The sequence below is a fragment of the Kitasatospora sp. NEAU-69 genome (genome assembly GCF_057158765.1).
In genome coordinates, this window is record NZ_JBWXUE010000055.1 from 1 (window position 1) to 21,327 (window position 21,327).

Genomic DNA, 21,327 nt, shown 5'->3' on the forward strand with positions numbered 1-21,327 from the left:
GACGAGCCGATCGCGGTGGTGGGTATGGGGTGTCGTTATCCGGGTGGGGTGGTTTCGCCGGAGGATTTGTGGCGGCTGGTGGTGGAGGGCCGGGATGCTGTTGGTGAGTTCCCGGGTGATCGTGGTTGGGATGTGGAGGGGCTTTTCGATCCGGATCCGGAGAAGATCGGTAAGTCGTATACGCGTCGGGGTGGGTTTCTTTATGAGGCTGCGGATTTCGATGCGGAGTTCTTTGGTCTGAGTCCGCGTGAGGCGGTGGCGACGGATCCGCAGCAGCGTGTGTTGCTGGAGGTGGCGTGGGAGGCGTTGGAGCGGGCGGGTATTGATCCGGGCTCGTTGCGGGGTTCTTCGACGGGTGTGTATGCGGGTGTGATGTACAACGATTACGGGTCGCGGTTGGGGAGTGCTCCGGAGGGTTTCGAGGGGCATTTGCTGACGGGGACGATCGCGAGTGTGTTGTCGGGTCGGGTGGCTTACACGTTCGGTCTTGAGGGGCCGGCGGTGACGTTGGATACGGCGTGTTCGTCGTCGTTGGTGGCGGTGCATCTGGCGGCTCAGGCGTTGCGTCAGGGTGAGTGTTCGATGGCGTTGGCCGGTGGTGTGACGGTGATGTCGACGCCGAATACGTTTGTGGAGTTCTCGCGTCAGCGTGGTCTGTCGGCGGATGGGCGTTGCAAGGCGTTCTCGTCGTCGGCGGATGGGACGGGTTGGGGTGAGGGTGCGGGTGTTCTGGTGCTGGAGCGTCTGTCGGACGCGGAGCGCAACGGGCACAACGTTCTTGGTGTGATTCGTGGTTCGGCGGTGAATCAGGATGGTGCGAGTAATGGTCTGACGGCGCCGAACGGGCCCTCGCAGCAGCGGGTGATCCGGCAGGCGCTGGCGAATGCGCGGTTGTCGGCGTCCGAGGTGGACGTGGTGGAGGCGCACGGCACCGGAACGCGGCTGGGTGACCCGATCGAGGCCCAGGCGCTGCTGGCGACCTATGGCCAGGATCGTGAGGACGACAATCCCCTGTGGCTGGGTTCGATCAAGTCGAACATCGGTCACACGCAGGCCGCGGCGGGTGTGGCGGGGATCATCAAGATGCTGATGGCGATGCGTCATGGTGAGCTTCCGGCGACGCTGCACGTGGATGAGCCGACTCCGCATGTGGATTGGTCGGCGGGTGCGGTGGAGCTGCTGACGCAGCCACGGGCGTGGCCTGAGCTCGACCGTCCGCGTCGTGCGGCGGTCTCCTCCTTCGGTATCAGCGGCACCAACGCGCACGTCGTGCTGGAGCAGGGTCCGGAGCCGGTCGAGGTCGTCGCTGGGCCGGTGGGGCTTCCGCTGGTGCTGTCGGCGAAGAGTGAGGCGGCTCTGGCGGCGCGTGCGGGGCAGGTGCGTGAGCTGCTGGTGTCGGGTGTGGTGGAGCCGGCTTCGGTGGCGTCGGCTCTGGCGGCGCGGGTTGCGCATCTGCCGGTGCGGGCGGCGGTCTCCGGCGCCGGCCGCGATGAGCTGCTGGCGGGCTTGGAGGCGTTGGCCTCGGGTGGTTCGGCGGCGAATCTGGTGCAGGGTGTGGCCGCGGGCTCGGGGCGGACGGTGTTCGTGTTCCCGGGTCAGGGTTCGCAGTGGCAGGGCATGGCGCTGGAACTCCTGGAGTCCGCACCGGTGTTCGCGCAGCGGTTGGTGGAGTGCGAGCGGGCGCTGGCGCCGTTCACGGACTGGTCGCTGCTGGATGTGCTGCGCGGCGCGGAGGGCGCCCCCGGCTTCGATCGGGTGGATGTGGTGCAGCCGGCGTTGTGGGCGGTGATGGTGTCGCTGGCGGCGTTGTGGCGGTCGGTGGGTGTGGAGCCGGCGGCGGTGGTGGGTCATTCGCAGGGTGAGATCGCGGCGGCGGCGGTGTCGGGTGCGTTGTCGCTCGATGACGCGGCGAAGGTGGTTGCTCTGCGCAGTCGGGCGATCGTGCGGCTGGCGGGCACCGGTGGCATGGTCTCGGTCGCGTTGCCGGCCGACCAGGTGCGTGAGCTGATCGCTCGCTGGGACGGCGCGATCGACATCGCCGCACACAACGGCCCCGTCAGCACGGTCGTCTCCGGCAACCCGGAGGCCCTCGCCGAGCTCGTCGCCCGCGGTGAGGCCGAGGGATACCGGGCGCGCACCATTCCGGTCGACTACGCCTCCCACTCCGCCCACGTCGACCTCCTGGAGGACGAGCTGCGCGAGCTGCTGGCCGGCATCACGCCGCGTACCGGTGACATCGCGTTCTACTCCACCGTCACCGGGCAGCTGCTGGACGGCACCGAGCTCGACGGCGCGTACTGGTTCCGCAACCTGCGCCAGACCGTCGAGTTCGTCCCGGCCACGCAGGCCCTGCTCGACCAGGGCCACCGCGTCTTCATCGAGGCGAGTGCTCACCCGGTGCTCACCTCGGCCCTCAGCGACACGGCCGACGAAGCCGGCGTGGAGGACGCCGTCGTCGTCGGGTCGCTGCGGCGGGACGACGGCGGCCAGGACCGCTTCCTGGCCTCGGTCGCGCAGGCGCACGTCAACGGCGTGACGGTCGACTGGTCGGCCGTGATCGGCGGCCCCGGTGTGGCCGTTGACCTGCCGACCTACCCGTTCCAGCGCCAGCGGCACTGGCTGATGGGGACTGCGGGCACCGGTGACGTCGGCGCGCTCGGACTCCAGCGCGCGGCGCACCCGCTCCTCGGCGCCGCGATCCGCACGGCCGACACCGAGGCCCTGATCTTCACCGGACGGCTGTCCCGCTCCACCCAGCCCTGGCTGGCCGAGCACGCCGCGCTGGGCAGCGTGCTGCTGCCCGGAGCCGCTCTGGTCGAACTGGCCGTCCACGCGGGCGACCAGGTCGGCTGCAGCCACGTCGAGGAGCTCACCCTCCAGGCGCCCGTGCTGTTCGGGGAGACCGGAGACCTGGACCTCCAGGTGCTCCTCGGCGCGGCCGACGACGACGGCAGCCGGCAGCTGAGCATCCACTCGCGCCCCAGCGGCGGCGAGGGGGACTGGGTCCGGCACGCCACCGGAACCATGACCGACACGGTTCCCGAGCCGGCGGCCGACCTGGCCGTCTGGCCGCCGGCCGACGCGGCCCCGCTGCCCGTCGAAGGCTTCTACGACCGGCTGGAGGGACGCGGGTACCACTACGGGCCCACCTTCCAGGGCGTGCAGGCGGCATGGCAGGCGGGGGAGGACGTCTACGCGGAGGTCCGGCTGGCGGAGGAGGCGGACGCGTCCGGCTTCACCCTCCACCCGGCCCTGCTCGACGCCACCCTGCACGCCATCGGTCTGGCCGACGACACCCAGCAGGTCCGCCTGCCGTTCAGCTGGGCCGGAGTGCACCTCTACGCCGCCGGTGCCAGGTCGCTGCGGGTCCGGCTCACGCCGGCCGGCCCCGATGCGATCTCGGTGCTGATCGCCGACGCGACCGGTACGCCCGTCGCGAGCGTCGCCACCCTGACCGTGCGGGCGGTGAGTGCGGACCAGCTCGGCGCGGAGCGCACCGCCGGCGAGCAGTCCCTGTTCACCGTGGACCTCGTACCGGTGGACGTGACCGGTGCGGTGCGGTCCGGCGAGCGGTGGGCCCTGCTCGGGGCCGACCACCTCGGCCTGACCCCGGTCCTCACCGAGGCAGGTGTCCTGGTGGCGGAGTACGCCGGTCTCGCCGAGCTGACCGCCGGCGGCGCGGCAGCGCCGGAGCGGGCGCTCTGGTGCGTACCCGCGGGCCGTGCGGACGTGGCTGATTCGGCCCGGGACCTGGCCGTCGAGGTGCTCTCCTTCCTCCAGCGGTGGCTTGCCGCCCCGGAGTCGGCGGATGCCCGGCTGACCGTGGTCACCCGGTCCGGGGACCTGGCACACGCGGGGCTGGCCGGCCTGCTCCGCACCGCGCGCACCGAGAACCCCGGGCGCGTGCAGCACCTGGCCTTCGACGGCCACCTCGACAGCCGGCAGGCACTGCCGGCCGCCGTGGCCGCCGAGCACTCCGAGCTGGTCCTGCGCACCGGCACCGTCCTGGCGCCGAGGCTGGCGCGGGCGGACCTGGGCGCCGTCCTGGCCGAGCCCGCCGGGCAGCAGCCCTGGCGCCTGTCGCTGACGATCAAGGGTGAGCTCGACAGCCTCTCCCTCACCGCCTGCCCCGAGGTGCTGGAGCCGCTGCGGCCCGGTCAGGTGCGCGTGGCGGTCCGGGCGGGCGGCCTGAACTTCCGCGACGTCCTGCTGGCGCTCGGGATGGTCCCGGACGACGAGCGGCCGCCGGTGGGCGAGGGCGCGGGCGTGGTGCTCGAAGTCGGACCGGAGGTGACCGGATTCGCTCCCGGAGACCGGGTGATGGGCCTGTTCTCCAGCGGGGTGGGACCCGTCGCGATCACCGATCACCGACTGATCGCGGTGATGCCCAAGGGCCTGTCCTTCGCGCAGGCGGCGGGCATCCCCGTCGTGTACCTGACCGCGTACTACGGACTGGCCGACCTGGCCGGCCTGCGGTCGGGCGAGTCCCTTCTCGTGCACGCTGCGACCGGTGGCGTCGGGCTCGCCGCCATCCAGCTGGCCCGGCACTGGGGCGTCGAGGTCTACGGCACCGCCAGCACCGGCAAGTGGGACACCCTGCGCGGACTGGGATTCACCGACGACCGGATCGCCAACTCCCGGACGCTGGAGTTCGAGGAGCACTTCCTCACCGCGACCGGCGGCCGGGGCGTGGACGTCGTGCTCAACTCCCTCGCCCACGAGTACGTGGAGGCCTCGCTGCGGCTGCTGCCGCGCGGCGGGCGGTTCCTGGAGATGGGCAAGACCGACATCCGTGACTCCGCGGAGATCGCCGCCGACTGGGAGGGAGTGCGCTACCAGGCGTTCGACGTACTGGACGCCGGCCCCGAGCGGATCGGCCGGATGCTCGACGAGATCCGCGCCCTCTTCGACGAGGGAGCCCTGCAGCCCATGCCGATCTCGGCCTGGGACATCCACCGGGCACCGGAGGCATTCCGCTACCTCAGCCAGGCCCGCCACATCGGCAAGGTGATCCTGACCGTGCCGCGCCGGCCCGATCCCGAGGGGACGGTGCTCGTCACCGGCGGAACGGGTGTGCTGGGCGCCCTGGTCGCCCGCCACCTGGTCGCCGAGCAGGGAGTGCGCCGGCTGGTGCTGCTCAGCCGGCGCGGCTCGCAGGCGGCCGGTGCCGCCGAACTCGAAGCCGAACTCCGCTCCGCCGGGGCCGAGGTGACCATCGCCGCCTGCGATGCCGCCGACGGCCGGGCGCTCGCCGAGGTGCTCGCCACCATCCCCGCCGCGCACCCGCTCACCGGCGTCGTGCACGCCGCGGGCGTGATCGACGACGGCACTTTGGAGGGCCTCACGCCGGAGCGGCTGGCCACGGTGTTCCGGGCCAAGGCCGATGCCGCGTGGCAGCTGCACGAGCTCACGAGGGATCTGGACCTGTCCTTCTTCGTCCTGTTCTCCTCGCTGGCCGGAATCCTGGGCAACGCGGGGCAGGGCGGTTACGCCGGGGCCAACACGTTCCTCGACGGCCTGGCCGCGCACCGCACCGCCCTCGGACTGCCCGCCACCTCCATCGCCTGGGGCCTGTGGGCGCAGACCAGCGAGATGACGGGACACCTGGACGACGCGCAGCTGCGCCGGCTGGACCGGATGGGCATGGCCGCGCTCACGGACGAGCAGGGCCTGGCCCTGTTCGACGCCGCGCCGGACCTGCACCGGCCGCTCGTGGTGGCCGCGCCGGTCGACATGGCGAAGCTGCGGGCGAGTGGGCAGGCGCTGCCCGAACTGCTGACGGCGCTCGACGCGCCGACCGGCGGTCCGACCCGGCGCCGGGTCGTCGAGGCGGGCCCGACCGGCACGGCCTCGCTGGCCGAGCGGCTCGTCGCGCTGCCCGAACCGCAGCAGCACAAGACCCTGGTGGACCTGGTGCGCGGCGCGGTCGCCACGGTCCTGGGACACGTGGACGGGCAGGCGGTCACCGCCGACCGGTCCTTCAAGGAGCTCGGCTTCGACTCCCTGACCGCGGTCGAGCTGCGCAACCGGCTGAACAACGTCACCGGGCTGCGGCTGCCGGCCACGCTGGTCTTCGACCACCCGACCCCGGAGGCACTCGCCGGGTTCCTCCACGCCCAGGTCGTCCCGCAGCGGCAGACGACCGCCAAGTCGGTGGTGGCCGACCTGGACCGCCTCCAGCTCGACCTGCTGGACGCGGCCGCCCGCCAACTGCTGACCGACCGGATGCGGGACCTGCTGCGGACGCTGGACCACCAAGCGGACGCGGCCCCCGATGACGAGCGGGATCTCGACTCCGCCACGGACGACGAGATCTTCGACTTCATCGACAGTGAACTCGGCTCTGCCTGATCTGCCTCTATCTCGAAGGTGTTGACGCACGATGTCCAATGAGCAGAAGCTTCGCGATTACCTGAAGCGGGTCACGACCGACCTCCAGAAGGCCCGCCGTGAGCTCCGCGACGCCGAGGCCGGCAGGCACGAGCCCATCGCGATCGTGGGTATGGCCTGCCGGTTCCCCGGCGGAGTGGACTCACCCGAGTCGCTCTGGAACCTCGTCCACGAAGGCGTGGACGCGATCACCGATTTCCCGGACGGCCGGGGCTGGGACGCCGACGCGCTGTTCGACCCCGACCCGAACAGCCCGGGGCGGACGTACGTCACCAAGGGTGGCTTCCTGCACGACGCGGACAAGTTCGACGCCGAGTTCTTCGGCATCAGCCCCCGCGAGGCGGATGCCATCGAACCGCAGCAGCGGCTGCTGCTGGAGACGGCCTGGGAGGCCTTCGAGCGGGCCGGTATCGACCCGGCCTCGGTCAAGGGCCGGCAGGGCGGCGTCTTCGTCGGCGCGATCGCGCAGGACTACGCGACGCGGCCCGGGGAGACCCCGCCCGAGCTGGAGGGCTACCTGCTCACGGGCAACACCACCAGCGTGGCCTCGGGCCGGCTGGCCTACACCTTCGGGCTGGAGGGCCCGGCGGTCACGGTCGACACCGCCTGCTCGTCCTCGCTCGTCGCGCTCCACCTCGCGGTGCAGTCCCTGCGCGACGGCGAATGCCCGATCGCCCTGGCCGGCGGCGTCACCGTCATGGCGAGCCCCAGCCTCTTCGTGGAGTTCAGCCGGCAGCGCGGACTGTCCGCCGACGGCCGCTGCCGATCCATGTCCGCTTCGGCCGACGGCACCGGATTCGCCGAGGGCGTGGGCCTGCTGGTGCTGGAGCGGCTGTCGGACGCGGAGCGCAACGGGCACAACGTGCTCGCCGTGATCCGTGGCTCCGCCGTGAACCAGGACGGTGCGAGCAACGGTCTGACGGCGCCGAACGGGCCGTCGCAGGAGCGGGTCATCCGGGCCGCGCTGGCGAACGCCCGGCTGTCCGCCGCCGAGGTGGACGTCGTGGAGGCGCACGGCACGGGCACGCGGCTGGGTGACCCGATCGAGGCCCAGGCCCTGCTTGCCACCTACGGCCAGGCCCGTCAGGACGACAACCCGCTGTGGCTGGGATCCATCAAGTCGAACATCGGTCACACGCAGGCCGCGGCGGGTGTCGCGGGCGTGATCAAGATGGTCATGGCGATCCGCAACGGGGTCATGCCCCCGACGCTGCACGTGGACGAGCCGACCCCCGAGGTCGACTGGTCGGCGGGCGCGGTGGAGCTGCTGACGCAGACGCGGGACTGGGACGAGCTGGACCGTCCGCGCCGCGCCGGTGTCTCGTCCTTCGGTGTCAGCGGGACCAACGCCCACGTGATCGTGGAGCAGGCCGTCCCGGCCCCGGCCGAGGCCGAGGAGGATGTCGCCGAGCCGGCGTCGGGCGTGCTGTCGGGTCTGGTGCCGTGGGTGGTGTCGGGCCGGTCGGGGGCTGCGCTGTCGGAGCAGGCGCGCCGGTTGGTGTCGTTCCTGGAGGAGCGGCCGGAGCTGGACATCGCGGCGGTGGGTCGCTCGCTGGCGGTGTCGCGGGCCCGTCTCGATCACCGTGCGGTGGTGGTGGGGGAGACCCGGGAGGAACTCCTCGACGGCCTGCGGACGCTGGTCCCCGGTGAACCTGTCTCGGGTGGTTCGGTGGCGTTCCTGTTCTCGGGGCAGGGGAGTCAGCGTGTGGGTATGGGTCGTGAGTTGTATGCGGCGGAGCCGGTGTTCGCGGCTGCGTTCGATGAGGTTGTTGCGGCTCTGGATGTGCATCTGGATCGTTCGCTGGGTGCGGTGATCGAGGGTGAACCGGAGCTGCTTGGGCGGACGGTGTTCACGCAGCCGGCGTTGTTCGCGGTCGAGGTGGCCCTGTTCCGTCTGCTGGAGCATTACGGGGTGACCCCGGACTACCTGGTCGGCCACTCGGTGGGTGAGTTGGCTGCGGCTCATGTGGCGGGTGTGCTCTCGCTGGAGGACGCGGCGCGTCTGGTCTGTGTGCGGGCGCGGTTGATGGAGGGTGTTGCCGCGGGCGGCGCGATGGTTGCCCTCAATGCGGGTGAAGCGCGCGTCGCCGGGTGGCTTGAGGGTCGCTCCGGTGTGGAGGTGGCGGGGTTCAACAGCCCTTCCAGCACGGTGATTTCGGGTGACGAGGTCGCGGTGCTGGAGGTGCTGGAGCTGGCTCGCGGGGAGGGTGTGAAGGCGACGCGGCTGAAGGTGAGTCACGCGTTCCACTCGGCGCATCTGGACGGGATGCTGGCGGAGTTCACCGAGGTCGCTGCGGGGCTGACGTATTCGGCTCCCCGGATTCCGGTGGTCTCGAACGTCACCGGTGAGGTGATCGAGGAGTTCACGGCCGAGTACTGGGCTACGCAGGCCCGTTCGGCGGTCCGGTTCACCGACGGTGTCGCGACGCTGGCGGGTCTTGGTGTGACGGCGTTCGTGGAGCTGGGTCCGGACGGGACTCTGGCGGGCCTGACGGGCGAGTGCCTGGCCGACGCCGAGGGCGTCGTCGTGGTTCCGGTGCTGCGCAAGGACCGCGCCGAGAAGCGCTCCCTCCTCACGGCGCTGGGCGCGGTGCACGCACATGGTGTGAGTGTGGAGTGGGAGCGGTTCCTGCCGGGCTCGGATCTGGTGGAGCTGCCCACCTACGCCTTCCAGCGTGAGCGCTACTGGCTGAAGAAGCCGATCGGCAGCGACCCCGACGGGCTCGGCCTGGCCGCCGCCGACCACCCGCTGCTGTCCGCGACGGTCCAGCCCGCCGACAGCGACTCGCTCATCCTCACGGGCCGGCTCTCGCTGTCGACCCACTCCTGGCTCGCCGACCACATGATCGGCGACACGGTCCTGGTCCCCGGGACGGCGTTCCTGGAGCTGGCGATCCACGCGGGTGACCAGCTCGGCTGCTCCACGGTCGAGGACCTCACCCTCGAACAGCCCCTGATCCTGCCGGCCACCGGCAGCGTCCGGATCCAGGTGACCGTCGCCGCGCCGGACGACTCCGGCCGCCGTGCCGTCGCCGTGCACTCGCGGCGCGGGGAGGGCGACTGGGTGCGGCACGCCACGGGTCAGCTCTCCGACGCGCCGGCAGCGGAGCCGGCGACGCTCGCCGCATGGCCGCCGAAGGGCGCCACCGCGGTGTCCGTCGACGGGTTCTACGAGGGGCTCGCGAAGCTGGGTTACCACTACGGGCCGGGCTTCGCGGGGCTCCGCTCGGCCTGGCAGGCCGGCGACACCGTGTACGCCGAAGTGGAGCTGCCGCAGGAGCAGCAGCAGGCCGCCGCCGGCTTCGGGATCCACCCCGCGCTGCTGGACTCCGCGCTCCACGCGCTCGCGATCACCGCGCAGGAGTCGCCGACCGGTTCGGTCCGGCTGCCGTTCGCCTGGACGGACGTCACCCTGCACGCCACCGGCGCGACCCGCGCCCGGGTCGCGCTCACCTCGACCGGGAACGACACGGTCTCGCTCGTCGTCGCCGACGACTCCGGTCAGCCCGTGGCCGCCGTCGGCGCGCTGACCCTGCGGTCCGTCGCCGCCGACCGGATCGCCTCGATCGCGGCACCCGGCCAGGACGGTCTCTACGAACTGGACTGGGTGGCCGCCCCCTTGGACGACCAGGCCGCCACCGCCGAAGCCCTCACCGAGCTCGGCGACCGCGACCTGACGGCCCTGACGGCCCTGACACCGGCCGACGCGAAGGCGCCCGGTCTCGTGCTCGCCCGCTTCGGGCACGCGCAGAGCGCCCCCGAGGCCCGGGCGGCTGACCCCGCCGGCGTCGTCGAGGCCACCCACGAGCTGGTCGGCCGCGCCCTGCACCTGGTGCAGGAATGGCTGTCCGAGGAGCGGTACCGCAACAGCACCCTCGTGGTGCTGACCCGTTCCGCCGTCCGGGCACTCCCCGGCGACGCCGGCGACGACCTGGCCGCGGCGGCCGTCCGGGGCCTGGTGCGCACGGCCCAGTCGGAGAATCCGGGCCGGTTCGTGCTGCTCGACGTGGACGGCCGGGAGGAGTCGGACCGGGTCCTCGCGGCGGCCGCGGCCGCCGGCGAGAGCGAGCTGGTGATCCGTCACGGCGTGGCGTACCGCCCGCAGCTGGCCCGCCAGAGCGCCAAGGACGTCCTGCGGGCCCCCGCCGACCAGGGCTGGCGGCTCGACGTCACGACGCCGGGGACGCTGGACGCCCTCGAACTGCTGCCCGTACCCTCCGCCGAGCCGCTCGGCGAGCGGCAGGTCCGCATCGCGCTCCGTGCGGCGGGCCTGAACTTCCGCGACGTCATGATCGCCCTCGGGATGTACCCCGACCGGGCGCTGATCGGCAGCGAGGGCGCCGGCGTCGTCGTCGAGGTCGGTCCCGGTGTCACCGACCTCGCGCCCGGCGACGCCGTGTTCGGACTGCTGTCCGGAGGTGTCGGACCGACCTCGGTCACCGACCGCGACCTGGTCACGCGGATGCCGCAGGGCTGGTCGTTCGCCCAGGCCGCGTCGGTGCCGATCGTCTTCCTGACCGCCTACTACGGGCTGGTGGACCTCGCCGACCTGCGCCCCGGGGAGTCGGTGCTCGTGCACGCCGCCGCCGGTGGCGTCGGCATGGCCGCCGTCCAGCTCGCCCGTCACCTCGGTGCGGAGGTCTACGGCACCGCGAGCACCGGCAAGTGGCCGGTCCTGCGGCAGCAGGGACTGGACGACGGCCACATCGCCAACTCGCGGACGCTGGACTTCGAAGCGCAGTTCCTGGCGGCCACCGACGGCCGGGGAGTCGACGTGGTGCTCGACGCCACCGCGCGCGAGTTCGTGGACGCCTCGCTGCGGCTGCTGCCGCGCGGCGGCCGCTTCCTGGAGATGGGCAAGACCGACATCCGCGAGCCCGAGCAGGTGGCCGAGGAGCACCCGGGCGTCCGCTACCAGGCGTTCGACCTGATGGAGGCGGGCCCGGCCCGGATCCAGCAGATGCTGACCGAGCTGATGCGGCTGTTCGAGCAGGGCGTGCTGCGCCCGCTGCCGATCGCCGCCTGGGACGTGCGCCGGTCGCCGGAGGCCATGCGCTTCCTGAGCCAGGCGAAGCACGTCGGCAAGCTCGTGCTCCAGGTGCCGTCCGGCCTGGACGCCGACGGCACGGTCCTGATCACCGGCGGCACCGGATCGCTCGGTGCCAGGATCGCCCGGCACCTGGTCACCGAACGCGGCGTCCGGCACCTGCTGCTGACCAGCCGCCGGGGTGCCGAGGCCGGGGGCGCCCGGGAACTGGCGGCCGAACTGACCGCCGCCGGAGCGAGCGTGCGGATCGAGGCCTGCGACACGACGGACCGCGCCGCCCTCGCCGCGCTGCTGGACTCCGTTCCCGCCGAGCACCCGCTCACCGGCGTGGTGCACGCGGCGGGCGTGCTCGACGACGGCCTGGTCGGTGCGCTGACGGCCGACCGGCTGGCGGCCGTCCTGCGCCCGAAGGTCGACGCGGCCTGGCACCTGCACGAGCTCACCGCGGGCACCGACCTCGCGATGTTCGTCCTGTTCTCCTCGCTGGCCGGCATCAGCGGCAACCCGGGGCAGGCCAACTACGCGGCCGCCAACGCGTTCCTCGACGGGCTGGCCCAGCTGCGCCGTTCCCACGGCCTCCCGGCCACCTCGCTGGCCTGGGGCCCGTGGGCCGGCGCGGGCATGGCGGCCGAGCTGGCCGCCGGCGACCAGGCCCGGATCGGCCGCAGCGCCGTCCGCCCGCTGGCCGACGCCGAGGCGCTGCGGTCGTTCCTGGACGCGGCCGAGAGCGACCGCGCCCTCCTGGTGCCCGCGGCACTCGACCTCCCGGCGCTCCGCCGGCTGGCCGAGGCCGGTGAGCTGCCGGGGATCCTGCGCGGCCTGCTCCGCACTCCGGGGCGGCGTGCCGTCAGCGCCGTGACCGCCGGCGGCTCCTCGCTGACCGCCGAGCTCGCCGGCCTGTCCGAGGCCGACCAGGAACGCCGGCTGGTCGACCTGGTCCGGGCTCAGGCCGCGACCGTGCTCGGGTACTCCGGCCCGGAGGCGATCACCGCCGGGCGGGCGTTCACCGAGTCGGGCTTCGACTCGCTCACCGCGGTGGAGCTGCGCAACCGGCTGAACACCGTGACCGGGCTGCGGCTGCCGACCACGATGGTCTTCGACCACCCCACACCGCTGGCGCTGGCCGGCTTCCTGCGCTCCGAGCTGCTGCTGGGCGGGCAGGAGACCCCGGTGCACGCCGGTGGCGGCCAGGCCGTCGCGACCTCCGACGACCCGATCGTGATCGTCGGCATGGCGTGCCGGTACCCGGGCGGGGTCGCGTCGCCGGAGGACCTGTGGCAGCTCGTCGCCGACGGCACCGACGCGATCGGCCCGTTCCCGACCAACCGCGGCTGGGACGTCGAGAGCCTCTACGACGAGGATCCGGACGCGGTGGGCAAGTCCTACGTGCGGGCCGGTGGGTTCGTCCACGACGCCGACGTCTTCGACCCCGACTTCTTCGGCATCAGCCCCCGCGAGGCGATGGCCATGGACCCGCAGCAGCGGCTGCTGCTGGAGACCTCGTGGGAGGCCGTGGAGCGGGCCGGGATCGACCCCGCCGCGCTGCGCGGCAGCAGCACGGGCATCTTCGCCGGTGTGATCGCCGGTGACTACGCCTCGCGGCTCCCGCAGGTTCCCGAGGGCTTCGAGGGCTACCTGTCCACCGGCAACACCACGAGCGTCGCCTCGGGCCGGATCTCGTACACCCTGGGCCTGCAGGGTCCGGCGGTCACCGTGGACACCGCGTGCTCGTCCTCGCTGGTCGCGGTCCACCTCGCCGCCCAGGCGCTGCGGCAGGGCGAGTGCGACTACGCGCTCGCCGGCGGTGTGACGGTGATGGCCGGTCCGGGCAACTTCGTGGAGTTCAGCCGCCAGCGGGCGCTGTCGCCCGGCGGCCGCTGCCGGGCCTTCTCCGCGGACGCCGACGGAACCGCCTGGGGTGAGGGCGCCGGCATGCTGCTCCTGGAGCGGCAGTCGGACGCCCTGCGCAAGGGCCACCGGATCCTCGCGGTCGTCCGGGGGTCCGCCGTCAACCAGGACGGCGCCAGCAACGGTCTCACCGCACCGAACGGTCCCTCGCAGCAGCGGGTCATCCGCGCGGCGCTGGCCAACGCCGGAGTGACCGCCCAGCAGGTGGACGTGGTCGAGGCGCACGGCACGGGCACCGCCCTCGGCGACCCGATCGAGGCCCAGGCCCTGCTGGCCACGTACGGGCGGGACCGGCCCGCCGAGCGGCCACTGTGGCTCGGCTCGATCAAGTCGAACATCGGCCACACCCTCGCGGCGGCAGGCGTCGCCGGCATCATCAAGATGGTCGAGGCGATCCGTACCGGCCTGCTGCCCAGGACCCTGCACGTCGGCGAGCCGAGTGCGGAGGTGGACTGGACCGACGGCGCCGTCAGCCTCCTCACCCAGGCCCGGGAGTGGCCGCAGAACGACCACCCGCGCCGCGCGGCCGTCTCCTCGTTCGGCATCAGCGGCACCAACGCGCACGTCGTGCTGGAGCAGGCCCCGGCCCAGGAGGCCCCGGCGGCGTCCGAGCCCTTCGAGGGGCCCGTGCCGCTCGTCCTGTCCGGGCGCGGCGAGGCCGCACTGCGGGCGCGGGCGGAACGCCTGCGCGACCTGGTGGCAGCCGATGCCTCGCTCTCCCTCGCGGACCTGGCCCACGCGCTGCTGACGACGCGGTCGGCGTTCGAGGACCGGGCGGTGGTGGTCGCCACCGACCGCACCGAGCTGCTCCAGGGGCTGGACGCGCTGCTGGCCGACCGGCCCGCGCCGCACCTGGTCCAGGGCGTGGCGGGCGATCCGGCGGAGGCGATCTTCGTCTTCCCCGGCCAGGGCTCCCAGTGGGCCGGCATGGCGCTCGATCTGGCCGACCGCTCGCCGGTGTTCGCCGAGCGGCTGGCCGAGTGCGCGGCCGCGCTGTCCTCGTACACGGACTGGTCACTGCTCGACGTGCTGCGGGGCGCCGAGGGCGCGCCGTCGCTCGACCGGGTGGACGTGGTCCAGCCCGCGCTGTTCGCGGTGATGGTCTCGCTGGCCGAGCTGTGGCAGTCGTACGGCGTGCGCCCGGTCGGGGTGGTCGGACACTCCCAGGGCGAGATCGCCGCGGCCTGCGTGGCGGGCGCCCTGAGCCTGGACGACGCGGCCAAGGTGGTCGCGCTGCGCAGCCGGCTGATCGGCGCCCGGATGGCCGGCAAGGGCGGCATGGGCTCGGTTCCGCTCCCGGTCGCCGAGGTTCGCGAGCTCCTCGGCGAGTGGGAGGGCAGGATCGGCGTCGCGGCCGTGAACGGCCCCAACTCCACGGTGGTCTCCGGTGACGCGCAGGCCCTGACCGAGTTCCTGGCGGCCTGTGTCGAGCGGGGCGTGCGCGCCCGCCGGATCCAGGTGGACTACGCCTCGCACTCCGCGCAGGTGGACGAGATCCGGGAGGAGCTGCTCGCCACCCTCTCCGGGATCGTCCCCCGCGAGGCGCGCATCGCCTTCCACTCCACGGTGACCGGTACGACGCTGCGGGGCACCGAGCTCGACGCGGAGTACTGGTTCACGAACCTGCGGCAGACCGTCGGCCTGGAGGACGTGATCGCGCGGCTCGCCGGCCAGGGACACCAGCTGTTCGTCGAGTCGAGCCCGCACCCGGTGCTCGCCATCGGCATCCAGGAGACCCTGGAGGCCGCCAACGCGACGGCGGGCGTGGTCGGTTCGTTGCGCCGGGACGAGGGCGACCTGGGCCGGTTCCTGCTCTCCGTCGCCCAGGCGCACACCCTCGGCGCCCCGATCGACCTGGCGCCGCTGCTCGGCGACTCCGCCCGGGGCCCGGTGGCACTGCCCACCTACCCCTTCCAGCGCCGCCGGTTCTGGCTGGAGGCCACCGGTGGCGCGGTCGGCGACGTCACGGGCCTGGGAATGTCCCCGGTCACGCACCCGCTGCTCGGGGCGAGCGTCGATCTGGCGGGTGACCAGGGCCTGGTCGCCACCGGATCGGTGTCACTGGCGACCCACCCCTGGCTCGCCGACCACGCCGTGGCCGGCACGGTGCTCCTGCCGGGCACCGCCTTCGTCGAGCTCGCCCTGCACGTCGGCGCCCGCGTCGACTGCGCCGCCCTCGACGAACTCACCCTGGAAGCACCGCTGGTGCTGCCGGCGGACGAAGCCGTCCAGCTGCAGGTGGCGGTCGGCCGGGCCGAGGACGGATCCGACCGCCGCCCGGTGGAGGTCTACTCGCGCGGCGCGGCCGAGGGCGAATGGGTCCGGCACGCCACCGGCCTGCTCTCCCCGGGCGACCCGGCGCAGCCCGCCGGCTTCCCCGCGGCGCAGTGGCCGCCCGCCGGCGCGCAGCAGGTGGGCATCGAGGGCCGGTACGCCGACCTCTTCGCCCAGGGCTACGAGTACGGGCCCACCTTCCAGGGCCTGCAGGCACTGTGGCGATCCGGGGAGGAGCTGTTCGCGCAGGTCGCACTGCCCGAAGGCGACGAGGACGCCCGCTTCGCCCTGCACCCCGCCCTGCTCGACGCCTGCCTGCACGCGATGGTGTCCGCGGAGGCGTCCGACACGGTACGGCTGCCCTTCGCCTGGAACGGCGTCCGGCTGCACGGGCCGGCCGGATCCGCCGTGCGGGTGCGCCTGTCGCCCATCGATGGTGGCTCCCAGGCGATGGCCCTGGAGATCACCGACACGGCGGGCGTTCCGGTGGCGTCGGTGGAGTCGATCTCGGTGCGGGCGATGCCGGCCGAGCAGCTGCGCGGCCTGGCCGCCGACGACCGCTCGCTGTACACGCTCGCCTGGCAGACCGTGGCCGCGCCGCAGCCGGCCCCCGGCGTGCGGGTGGCGGTGGCGGGCTCCGACCCGTTCGCGCTGCCCTACCCGGCCCTGGTGGACGGCGCCGCGCCGGACTGGGTGGTGCTCCCGCTCGCGGGGGCTCCCGAGGCCGGCCCCGAAGCCGTCCGCGAGCTGACCGGGCTGGCCCTGGAGACCCTCCAGGCATGGCTGGCCGACGAGCGCTACACGGAGAGCCGCTTCGCGGTGGTGACCCGTGGCGCGACGGCGGCCGACCCGGACGACTCGGTACCGGACCTGGCCGCGGCCGCGGCCTGGGGCCTGGTCCGGTCGGCGCAGTCGGAGAACCCGGGCCGGATCGTCCTCATCGACCTCGCCGAGCAGGACCCGACCGGTGTCTGCGTGGATGCCGCACTGGCGACCGGAGAGCAGCAACTGGCCCTGCGGGCCGGGGAACTGAGGGCGCCCAGGCTGGTGCGGGCGCAGCTGGAGCAGGACGTCTCACCCGGCGGCGGCATCGATCCGGAGGGAACGGTCCTGGTCACGGGCGCCACCGGCACACTCGGCCGGCTGCTGACCCGTCATCTGGTCTCCGCGTACGGCGTCCGGCACCTGCTGCTGATCAGCCGGCAGGGTCCGGACGCGGCGGGCGCGGCCGAGCTGCTGGAGGAGATCGGCACGCTCGGGGCCGAAGCCGCCCTCGTCGCCTGCGACGCCGCCGATCGCGGGTCGCTGGCCCGGGTGCTCGACGGCATCGACCCGGAGCACCCGCTGACCGCCGTCCTGCACCTGGCCGGCGCGCTCGACGACGGCGTGCTGCAGTCGCTGACACCGCAGCGGCTGGACACGGTGTTCCGCCCGAAGGTGGACGCCGCCTGGCACCTGCACGAGCTCACCCGCGAGCTGAAGCCGAGCGCGTTCGTGCTCTTCTCGTCCGCCGCGGGCACCCTGGGCAACGCCGGACAGGGCAACTACGCGGCCGCCAACTCCTTCCTGGACGCGCTCGCGGCCCAGCGCCGCGCGGCCGGACTGTCCGGTACCTCGCTGGCCTGGGGCCTGTGGCAGGAGACCTCCGGGCTGACCGAGGGGCTGAGCGAGGGAGAGGTCGACCGCCTGTCGCGCGGCGGCGCCCGCGCCCTGACCTCCCAGGAGGGCCTGGACCTCTTCGACCAGGCGCTGGCGGGCGGGGCCACCACGGTCGTCCCGGCCGCCCTGGACCTGTCGGCGCTGCGCGCCGCGGCGGCCGCGGACGTGCTGCCGCCGCTGTTCCGGGGCCTGGTGCGGACCCCGTCCCGGCAGGCGTCGAAGGCCCGGACGGTGAACCTGCCGCAGCGCCTGCGCGGGCTCTCGGCGGACCAGTGCCTGGAGGTCACGCTCGACCTGGTCCGCGGCACGGTGGCCGCGGTCCTCGGACACGCCGACGCGAGCGGGGTGGACCCGGAACGTGCCTTCAAGGACCTCGGGTTCGACTCGCTCACCGCGGTCGAGCTGCGGAACCGGCTGAACGCCGCGACCGGGCTCCGGCTGCCGGCCACGCTGGTCTTCGACCACCCGACGCCGGTGGCCATCGCCGGACACATCGTCACCGCGCTGGCCCCCGAAGAGGCCGAGCGCCCGGCGGACACCCAGGGCCTGCTGGCCGAGCTGGACCGCCTGGAGCGGCTGGACGCCGCCCTGAGCCCCGCGCCCGGGGACGAGGACGTCCGCCAGGCGGTGGCCCAGAAGCTGCGGCGGATCCTCGCGAAGTGGGATACCGCCCCGACCACCACCGAGGTGGCCGACCGGATCAGTTCCGCGTCGACCTCCGACATCTTCGCCTTCATCGACCAGGAGCTAGGCCGGAGGCCCGAATGAGCAGCAACAACGAGGAAAAGCTCGTCGAGTACCTGAAGTGGGTCACCGCAGACCTGCACCAGACCCGCGAGCGTCTGCGGGAGGTGGAGTCCGCGGTGCCCGAGCCGGTCGCGATCGTCGCCATGGGCTGCCGCTTCGCCGGAGGCGTTCGCACCCCGCAGGACCTGTGGAACCTGGTGTCCGAAGGCAGCGACGCGATCGGCGGGTTCCCCACCGGCCGCGGCTGGGACCTGGAGTCCCTCTACGACCCCGATCCGGAGAAGAGCGGCACGAGCTACACCCGTGAGGGCGGCTTCCTGTACGACGCGGACGCGTTCGACCCGGCCTTCTTCGGGCTCAGCCCGCGCGAGGCCGTCGCGATGGATCCGCAGCAGCGGCTGCTGCTGGAGGTGGCCTGGGAGACCTTCGAGCACGGCGGCATCGACCCGCGCAGCCTGCGCGGCAGCAAGACCGGTGTCTTCGCCGGTCTGATGTACGGCGACTACGCGACCCGGCTGCACAGGGTGCCGGCCGAGTACGAGGCCTTCCTGGGCAGCGGCAGCGCCACCAGCGTGGCGTCCGGCCGGCTCGCCTACACCTTCGGGCTGGAGGGCCCCGCCCTCACGGTCGACACGGCCTGCTCGTCCTCGCTGGTCGCGATGCACCTGGCGATCCAGGCGCTGCGCAACGGCGACTGCGGGCTGGCGCTCGCCGGCGGGGTGACCGTGCTGTCGACCCCGTCGGTGTTCACCGACTTCTCCCGCCAGCGGGGGCTCGCCCCCGACGGCAGGTGCAAGCCCTTCTCGGCGGAGGCGGACGGCACCGGCTTCGGCGAGGGCGCCGGCCTGCTCCTGCTGGAGCGGCTGTCGGACGCCCGGCGCAACGGCCACCCCGTCCTCGCCGTGATCCGCGGCTCGGCCGTCAACCAGGACGGCGCGAGCAACGGCCTCACCGCCCCCAACGGCCCCTCCCAGGAGAGGGTGATCCGGCAGGCGCTCGCAGACGCCGGGCTGGCCGCGCGGGACGTGGACCTGGTGGAGGCGCACGGCACCGGCACCACCTTGGGCGACCCGATCGAGGCGCAGGCCCTGCTCGCGACCTACGGCCAGGACCGGCCGGAGGAGAGCCCGCTGTGGCTCGGCTCGATCAAGTCGAACATCGGGCACACCCAGGCGGCGGCCGGTGTGGCCGGCGTGATCAAGGCGGTGCTGGCACTGCAGCACGAGACCATGCCCGTCAGCCTCCACTGCGAGACCCCGTCCCCGTACGTGGACTGGACGGCCGGGCAGGTGCGGCTGCTCAGCGAGCCGGTGCCGTGGCCGCGGAGCGAGACGCCCCGCCGCGCGGGCGTCTCCTCGTTCGGGATCAGCGGGACCAACGCCCACGTGATCGTGGAGCAGGCTCCGGCGGTCGAGCAGGAGGGGGCGGAGCAGGAGGGGGCGGGGGAGCCGCCGCAGCCCCGGGTCGTGCCCTGGCTGCTCTCCGGCCGCTCCGAGACCGCGGTGCGCGAGGCGGCGGACCGGCTCGGCCGGTTCCTGGCCGACCGGCCCGAGATCGCCTCGCTCGACGTCGCCGCGACCCTGGCCGCCCGGACGCGCTTCGGTCACCGTGCCGCGGTCGTGGCCGAGGACCGGGAGGCGCTGCTCAGGGGGCTGCGCGGGATCGCGGCCGGCGAGCCGGCCGTCGGCGTGGTCCGCGGCCAGGCCGCGGCCACCGGCAGGACCGCGTTCCTCTTCACCGGCCAGGGCAGCCAGCGCCTCGGCATGGGGCGCGAACTCTACGAGTCCGTACCGAAGTTCACCGAGGCGCTCGACGAGGTCTGCGCGCAGCTGGACCGGCACCTGGACCGGCCGCTGCTGACCGTGCTCTTCGCCCCGGTGCGGTCGGCGGACGCGGCGCTGCTCGACCAGACCCTGTACACCCAGGCCTCGCTGTTCGCCGTCGAGGTCGCGCTCTTCCGCCTGGTGGAGCACCTGGGGCTGCGGCCCGACTACCTGATCGGCCACTCGATCGGCGAGCTCGCGGCCGCCCACGTGGCGGGCGTGCTCTCGCTCGCCGACGCGTCGGCCCTGGTGGCCGGCCGGGGCCGGCTGATGCAGTCCGTCGCGGCGGGCGGGGCCATGGTGGCCGTCGCGGCCGACCACCTGCGCGTCCACGAGTCGCTGTCGGACAGTCACCGGGTCGCGGTGGCGGCCATCAACGGCCCCCAGTCGACGGTGATTTCCGGCGATGCCGAGGCGGTCACCGACCTGACGACGCACTGGCGCCGGCAGGGGGTCAAGACCAAGCGGCTGCGGGTCAGCCACGCCTTCCACTCGCACCACCTGGACCCGATCCTGGAGGAGTTCCGGCGGATCGCGGCGGGCCTGACCTACTCGCCGCCGAGCATCCCGGTCGTCTCCAACGTGACCGGCGAGCTCGCCACCGCCGACGAGCTGTGCTCGCCCGACTACTGGGTCCGCCACGTCAGGCAGACCGTCCGCTTCCTGGAGGGTGTCCGCTGGCTGGAGCGCAACGGCGTGGACCGCTTCGTGGAGCTGGGGCCGGACGCCGTGCTCTCCGGCATGGTCCAGGAGTGCCTGGCCACCGCGCCCGCGGTGGTGGCCCCCGTGCTGCGCGCCGGCCGGCCGGAGCTCGCCACCGTGACCACGGCGCTCGCCGCCGCCCACGTCCAGGGCGTCGAGGTCGACTGGCAGGCGCTGCTCGGCGACGGCTCGCACACCGAGTTGCCGTCCTACGCCTTCGCCCGGAACCGGTACTGGCTGCACGACAGCGGGGAGCCGACCGGCTTCGACGCCGAGCTCTGGACGGCGGTCGAGGAGTCGGACCCGAGCAGGCTGGCAGCCCTCCTCGGAGCGGGCGAGGAGCTGCTCGAACCGCTGCGCGAGGTGCTGCCGGCGCTGGCCGCCTGGCGCAAGGAGCGCAGCGCCGCGCTGCCCACGCAGACGACCGAGCCCGCCTCGGCGGAGGCGGGCCCGGTCGGCGACGGCGGGGCGGAGCTGCGCGCGAAGCTCGCCGGTCTGGGTGACACCGAGGCCGAGGAGCTGCTGCTCGAACTGGTCCGCACCCGGGCGGCGGTGGTCCTGGGCTTCGACTCGGTGGCCGAGGTGGACATCGAGCTGAGCTTCCTGGAGCTCGGGATGTCCTCGTTCGCGGCACTGGAGCTGCGCAACGCCCTGGTCGAGGCCACCGGCGTGGAGCTGGCCCCGGTGGTGGTCATCGACCGGCCGACGCCGCGTTCGCTGGTGCGGCACCTGCTCGACGAGCTCTCCGCCGGTCTGACCGTCTGACCGTCTGACGAT

Annotated in this window: 3 protein-coding genes; all 3 read left to right on the forward strand. The window is 73.5% G+C overall.

The window, feature by feature from the left end:
* A partial coding sequence (locus AC060L_RS35625) for a type I polyketide synthase (protein ID WP_483803137.1) occupies positions 1 to 6,351 on the forward strand: 6,351 nt, incomplete at its 5' end.
* A 61-nt stretch (positions 6,352 to 6,412) separates the two neighbouring features.
* Positions 6,413 to 18,046: an SDR family NAD(P)-dependent oxidoreductase gene (locus AC060L_RS35630; RefSeq protein ID WP_483803149.1), complete on the forward strand. Its 11,634-nt coding sequence runs from the start codon at positions 6,413 to 6,415 to the stop codon at positions 18,044 to 18,046.
* Positions 18,043 to 21,315, forward strand: a complete 3,273-nt coding sequence (locus tag AC060L_RS35635) for a type I polyketide synthase (protein ID WP_483803138.1) — start codon at positions 18,043 to 18,045, stop codon at positions 21,313 to 21,315. Before AC060L_RS35630 ends, AC060L_RS35635 begins: the two co-directional genes overlap by 4 nt.
* Positions 21,316 to 21,327: the final 12 nt, after the last annotated feature.